This is a genomic window from Oleiphilus sp. HI0061, from assembly GCF_001635675.1.
Genome location: NZ_LWFE01000047.1, coordinates 1 through 6,320 on the forward strand (window position 1 = coordinate 1; position 6,320 = coordinate 6,320).

Annotated in this window: 7 protein-coding genes; 6 read left to right on the forward strand and 1 reads right to left on the reverse strand. The window is 44.8% G+C overall.

The genetic code is table 11. From position 1 onward, the window contains the following. The coding region (locus tag A3735_RS00705) for a GAF domain-containing protein (protein ID WP_369820489.1) at nt 1–436 on the reverse strand (436 nt) is incomplete at its 3' end. 191 nt (nt 437–627) lie between these two features. Here A3735_RS00705 and A3735_RS00710 point away from each other — a divergent pair. From A3735_RS00710 to A3735_RS00735, 6 genes are all read left to right on the forward strand, one after another. Continuing rightward, the gene (locus A3735_RS00710; protein WP_068513791.1) at nt 628–1,842 is read left to right on the forward strand and encodes a CoA transferase; all 1,215 of its coding nucleotides are present in this window, start codon (nt 628–630) and stop codon (nt 1,840–1,842) included. Nucleotides 1,843–2,077: 235 nt separating this feature from the next. Further along, a complete protein-coding gene (locus A3735_RS00715) occupies nt 2,078–2,617 on the forward strand; it encodes a hypothetical protein (protein WP_068513794.1) in 540 nt (179 codons plus the stop codon). A 158-nt stretch (nt 2,618–2,775) separates the two neighbouring features. Further along, the gene (gene prfA, locus A3735_RS00720) at nt 2,776–3,858 is read left to right on the forward strand and encodes a peptide chain release factor 1 (protein WP_068513797.1); all 1,083 of its coding nucleotides are present in this window, start codon (nt 2,776–2,778) and stop codon (nt 3,856–3,858) included. A 29-nt stretch (nt 3,859–3,887) separates the two neighbouring features. Beyond that, nucleotides 3,888–4,730, forward strand: coding sequence for a peptide chain release factor N(5)-glutamine methyltransferase (gene prmC / locus A3735_RS00725; protein WP_068513801.1), 843 nt, complete (start codon nt 3,888–3,890; stop codon nt 4,728–4,730). 31 nt (nt 4,731–4,761) lie between these two features. Continuing rightward, nucleotides 4,762–5,541 (forward strand): molybdopterin-synthase adenylyltransferase MoeB, encoded by a 780-nt coding sequence (locus tag A3735_RS00730; protein WP_082870302.1) that lies wholly within the window; start codon nt 4,762–4,764, stop codon nt 5,539–5,541. 118 nt (nt 5,542–5,659) lie between these two features. Further along, on the forward strand, nt 5,660–6,320 hold a 661-nt coding region (locus A3735_RS00735), incomplete at its 3' end, for an ABC transporter substrate-binding protein (protein WP_068637367.1).

The window sequence follows — 6,320 nt, forward strand, 5'->3', positions numbered from 1 at the left end:
TTTCTTCAAAGACGTTTTTTTCGAAGGAGTTAAAAAATATAAAGCCGATAAATTGCCCATCTTGATACATTGGAAATGTATAGCTAGAGCCGAAATGACTCTTTTCTAATACTCTCGTATGGGTATTCTGGCCGTCAGAAAAAATTTCCATATTGTTTACGACTCGTGGATTCCCACTCTTGATTATCTCTATCAGGGAAGGGGCATCGCTTAAACTTGCTTGATAGTGAGTCAAAGGGCTTTCGTGTTCGCTGCTCCAAGCAAAGGTTTTAAGGGTATCGGTTTTCGCATCAAACAAGGCGACGGCGATACGGTCAATATAGTGATGCTGATGTTTTAAGTGCCCATGGAGTAGCCGCAACTTTTCAAGTAAAGGGCTACTGGAGCCTAATTTCTTTAAGGGGTCTTGGTGACTGTATACGCTTGGTTTGTCCATGTTTCATCTTTAGCTCGTTCAAGTCGTTAGTTCTAGTATAGACGAGCTGGGTCAAGCGAAAAGCAAAAAACTAAATTGGTTACAAATCTGAACTTTGTTCCGAGTGGATTTAGCGGCTAAGCTGGTTTATTCTTCGCGTCATATATAGTTTCTTAATAATTTATTACAAAATAACCTAACAGGATGTCAATATGAGTTCGATTCTATCGGGGATGCGAGTGGTTGAAGCCTCTGCATTTGTCGCTGCGCCTCTTGGAGGAATGACTTTAGCTCAACTTGGAGCGGACGTCATTCGAATAGATGCGATAGGGGGGGGGTTGGACTATCGTCGCTGGCCCGTTACAAAAGATAATGTCAGTCTGTTTTGGGCAGGGCTAAATAAATCTAAGCGTTCGGTAGCGATCAACTTTAGGTCTCCAGAAGGTTCAGAACTCGCTAAGCAAATTATAACCGCGCCTGGCAAAGAAGCGGGAATGCTATTGACAAACTTTCCACCTAAGGGTTGGTTGTCTTATGAGGATCTTAAGGCAATTCGTCCAGACATGATACAGCTCACCGTTCAAGGCGATAGGCATGGTGGCTCGGCTGTAGACTATACGGTTAACCCGGCCATTGGCTTACCGTTTTTGACAGGCCCCTCTGATAGTAACTCGCCAACGAATCACGTACTTCCTGCCTGGGATCTGGTGACAGGACAGATGGCTGCACTGGGCTTGTTAGCTGCAGAGCGTCATCGTTATCGCACAGGTGAAGGACAGCACACTAAGATTGCTTTGGCTGATGCGGCCATGGCAGTGATGGGGCACTTAGGATTTATTGCTGAAGCGCAGTTAGGAGAAGAGCGTCCACGTTATGGAAACTATCTCTTCGGTGCGTTTGGACGAGACTTTACGACATCTGATGGCGAGCGTGTCATGGTGATTGGCTTGACCAAACGCCAGTGGAAGTCCTTGTGTATTGCTACAGAAACAGCTGAAAAAATGGACCAGCTAGCGGCAACGCTAGGACGTGATTTTTCTCAGGAAGGTGCTCGCTTTGAGTCTCGTGATGAGATTTCGGCTTTATTTTCTGACTATATTTCTAAGCGCAGTTTTAAGGATATTGAGTCTCGCTTCAATGAAAACGGAGTTTGTTGGAGTAAGTATCAAACGGTTAAGGAAATGGTAGATAGTGACCCGGAATGCTCGCTAGACAATCCAATGTTTAACCAAATTGATCAGCCTGGTGTTGGTTCATTCAGAGCAGCAGGAGCTCCTTGGAACTTCTCGGCATTTGAACGCCAGCCTGCGCAACCGGCGCCAAAACTAGGGCAGCAAACCGATGAAGTGCTTTCTGAAGTGGTTGGTTTGAGTAGTGCTGAAATTGGCCGCTTACACGATGCGGGTATCGTTGCAGGGCCAGAGTAGCGTCTAATCCAAACCTTTTTCCTTAAGTGTGTACTATTGGGGCCAGAGTAAAACAAACGCCTTTACTCTGACCCAATTTGAAGATGCTTATACCCTGTTGTTTCTAAAGAAATTTTATGGACTTCCAGGGGGCATTATTTTTATTCCATAATACTATAAAAATCCTAAGGCGGCTTTGATTCATTCGGCTATATTAGTAGGGATAGTAATACTTATGGAATAGAAAGGAGTCAAAATGCCCCAAGCAGGAAGCGCCCTGGAGCCCTTACACCTATTATTTAAAGAAACATGTATTGACGTTTTCGCAAGCATTCAATGCGAATTGGAAATTGTAGAGTCGGCAAAAGAGGTCTTGGCCCTGCCTTGCGCATTTATCGAAGCGCTTTCCGATGACCTGGAGCTGAAATTACTACTACGAGGCCCTGTCTCCATTCTAAGAGAAACTTATCCAATTAAAGGTGATGCCGAGTTTGTTCAAGCTCATGAGATTGAAGACTGGATTTCCGAATTGGCTAATCGTTTTATGGGGGCGCTCAAAAACAAACTCATCGATTATCAGCACTACCTGCAACTCGGCACCCCTCAAAAGCAGTTTGGCATTCGGCTTGATGAATTGCTTGACGAAGGTTTTTCGATGTTAACGCTTAACTTTCAAAGTGGGCGAGAAGTCTTTGAATGTAGTTTGCACACAAAAGTATTAAATCAAAATTTGTCCTTTGAGTATAAAGAGCCTGAAGCCGATCCTTTTGATGATGGCGAGCTAGAGATGTTCTAAATCTTTCTACAAGAGCTAGCTTTTGTTTCGCGCCGCTATTTTTGCTAAAATGCCGCGCAATTTCCTACATATTGAATTTTTGTGACCTTACTTTATCAAAAGCGTTTGTTCTTCAGGCTTTATAGTTAAGTTAAGGTCATCTAGCTGGTTACTATTCCATGAAAGAATCCTTATTGCTTCGTTTAGACAGTATTTCTGAACGTTACGAAGAATTAGCAGCTCTTATGAGCGACCCTGATGTGATCACAGACCAGAATAAATTTCGCGACTTTTCAAAAGAGTATGCTGAAATTGAGCCGGTTGTGAAATGTTACGCTAGCTACAGACAAGCTCAGGACGACATCGAAGAAGCCAACATGCTGATGAATGATGGTGATGCCGATATGCGCGAGATGGCTCAAGAAGAGCTGAAAGAGGCAAAGTCTTCTTTGGAAACTCTTGATAAGGAGTTGCAGACTCTCTTGTTACCTAAAGATCCGAATGACAAGAATAACGTTTTCTTGGAAATTCGAGCGGGAACCGGTGGTGATGAGGCGGCAATTTTCTCTGGGGATTTATTTCGCATGTATTCTCGTTATGCTGAGAAGAAAGGCTGGAAGGTTGAAGTGGTTAGCGAAAACCTGGGTGAGCACGGTGGTTATAAAGAAGTGATTACACGGCTTGTCGGTGAGGGTGTATATGGGAGCCTGAAGTTTGAGTCAGGAGCTCATCGTGTACAACGTGTTCCAGAAACCGAATCGCAAGGCAGGGTTCATACTTCGGCTTGTACGGTGGCTGTGATGCCGGAAATTGATGCTGTGGATGAGATCGAAATCAATAAGGCTGACTTGCGTATCGATACCTTCCGGGCTTCGGGCGCCGGTGGTCAGCACGTCAACAAAACGGATTCGGCTATTCGTATTACCCACTTGCCAACAGGTGTGGTAGTTGAGTGTCAGGACGAACGATCACAGCATAAGAATAAGGCTCGCGCTCTATCTTTGTTGCAATCGAGGCTACTGACGGCTGAACAGGAAGCGCATGCTCAAGAACAATCAGATCAACGAAAAAGTCTCGTAGGTAGTGGTGACCGTTCTGAGCGAATCAGAACCTATAACTTTCCTCAAGGTCGCATGACTGATCATCGAATTAATTTGACGCTCTATAAGCTAGCTGAAGTTATGGAAGGTGATTTGGACCAGGTGTTACAGCCTTTATTGCAAGAGCATCAGGCTGAATTACTCACTTCTATGGGTGAGTAATAAGTAGATATAGCTTATTGGAGTTTGATATGAGCCATCAACTGACTATTTCAGAGGCGATGGCAAAATCCCTCGAATTGACAAGCAGTTCGGCATCTTTGGATGTTGAGCTGCTCTTATGTCACGTGCTCGATTGCGAGCGTGCTTATTTACGGACCTGGCCTGATAAAAGTCTGGATCAAGACCAAACCGAGCACTTTCTTTCTCTTGTTTCACAACGCCAAAAAGGGCGTCCTATTGCCCACCTAATTGGTCAGCGAGATTTTTGGACTCTAAATTTAAAGGTTAATGAGCATACTCTCATTCCAAGGCCTGATACCGAAGTGCTTGTTGAAAGGGCTTTGAATTTGCCGTTGGATAAGTCCGCCATTTCAGTACTTGATCTCGGAACGGGCACGGGGGCGATAGCCTTGGCATTAGCTAGTGAGCGCCCAGCATGGCAGGTCAATGGTGTTGACCGTTTTCCAAAGGTCATTGAGCTAGCAAGGCAAAACGCAAACTTGAATAGCCTTCCTCATGTTGAGTTCTTCTGCAGCGATTGGTTTTCCGCATTCCGGGAGCAGCGTTTTTCTCTGATTGTTAGTAATCCTCCCTATATCGATGCCAAAGATAAGCACCTGCGTGAAGGGGATGTTCGATTTGAGCCTGCTTCTGCTCTGATTGCTGAAGATCAGGGGATGGCCGATATCAAAAAGATTACGCATGATGCGCGTGAGTTTCTCGAAGCAGGTGGCTGGCTACTTTTTGAACATGGCTATGACCAGGCAGAGCTTGTTAGGTCAGTACTGAAAAAAGCGGGTTATCAGCAGGTCGAGACAAGTAAAGATTATGGCGGTAACGATCGTGTTACCCAGGGCCAATGGACTGGGTAAGACTAGTTTTATATCTGTATAGAGGTGAATTGTGAGCGAGCAGCAAAGTCGCGAAGTTTATCAAGAGTTAAGTGATCCGGAGTTATTGCGATATAGCCGGCAGATCATGTTGCCTAAATTCGATGTTGCGGGGCAGTTGGCGCTCAAGAATGCAAAAGTACTTATTATTGGTGCGGGTGGCTTGGGTAGCCCGGTTGCGATGTATCTTGCAGCAGCAGGTGTTGGCTGCATAACTATCGTTGATGATGACCATGTTGATGTTTCCAACTTGCAGCGCCAAATTCTACATGGCGAAAGCTCGTTAGGAAAAATGAAAGTAGACTCCGCGGCTGAAATGCTTGGCAATATAAACCCTCATGTTGAAGTGAAGGTACTTGCCAAACGTCTGGATGAGGAGGGGTTACGGTCTGCTGTCGCCAGAGTTGACTTGGTTTTGGACTGCAGCGACACATTCACAACTCGATTCTCGGTCAATAGAGCATGTGTCGAAGAAGCAAAGCCTCTAGTGTCTGGTGCCGCGATTCGAATGGAAGGGCAGGTAAGTGTTTTCGATATGCGTGACGATGAAGCACCGTGTTATCAGTGTTTGTATGCTGAAGGGGATGACGAGCAGCTTACCTGCTCAACGTCAGGTGTTATGGCGCCGTTGGTTGGCATTATAGGGAGCATGCAGGCAATGGAGGCTATTAAGGTACTGAGTGGCCTAGGATGTTCTTTAAAAGGGCGCTTAATGATGCTGGATGCTACTTCGATGGAGTGGCGGACGTTGAAACTGAAGAAAGACTCAGGCTGTCAGGTCTGTGGTAAATAAGTAAAACGGACTCTTGATTCGACTCAAGTAAAGCTAGATCAATTTGGTATTTTTAGTGAAAGATATTGCTTAATTACTATTTCCTTCCAATAATGAAAGTATACGGAGGAGTGGAGTGATGAGAGAGATTACATCGAAGCTAGGCTTGCTGGTATTGCTTTTTTCAGTAGGGAACGTTAGCGCAGAGACTCTTAAGTTCAGTTATTGGGATGATGCGAAGCCACCTTTTGTTATTGAACATGATGGTGTAGTCCATTCTGGCATTATCAAAGATCTGGCCGACCAGATTTCTTCCGAAGCGGGATTGCAAGCCGAGTTTGTGAAACTTCCAGTCTTGCGAATTGAGCAACAATTGCAGTCAGGTGACATCGATGTGGATTGTTTGACGAGCCCTATTTGGAAGGAATTACCTTCTTCCTATCATTGGTCCCCTGTTTTATTTGATGGGGCAGACAGATTTCTTGTTCGTCCAGAACTTAGCTTGAAGCTTCATTCATACAATGACCTTAAAGGAACAACTCTAGGAATCTATAACGGTTATGTTTATCACCCTGAAGTGATGAGCCTGATTAAGTCTGGAGACGTAGCGACAATCAAGCTGAAGGGCTTGGAGCATGGGATTCACTTGCTGCAATTGAAAAGGCTAGATGTGCTGATTGATTTCGGGATTTTGCTCAAGTATCAACTTCGAGAAAGAAAATTGAATGAGCAGCTTGTATTGGCCAAGCTGCCTGCAGACGAATATAAACTTCATTGCGCCTATTCAAAACAAATTAAAA

Coding starts and splice junctions, on each gene's coding strand:
- A3735_RS00710 (WP_068513791.1), top strand. CDS start 628: ATGAGTTCGATTCTATCGGGGATGCGAGTGGTTGAAGCCTCTGCATTT.
- A3735_RS00715 (WP_068513794.1), top strand. CDS start 2,078: ATGCCCCAAGCAGGAAGCGCCCTGGAGCCCTTACACCTATTATTTAAA.
- prfA (WP_068513797.1), top strand. CDS start 2,776: ATGAAAGAATCCTTATTGCTTCGTTTAGACAGTATTTCTGAACGTTAC.
- prmC (WP_068513801.1), top strand. CDS start 3,888: ATGAGCCATCAACTGACTATTTCAGAGGCGATGGCAAAATCCCTCGAA.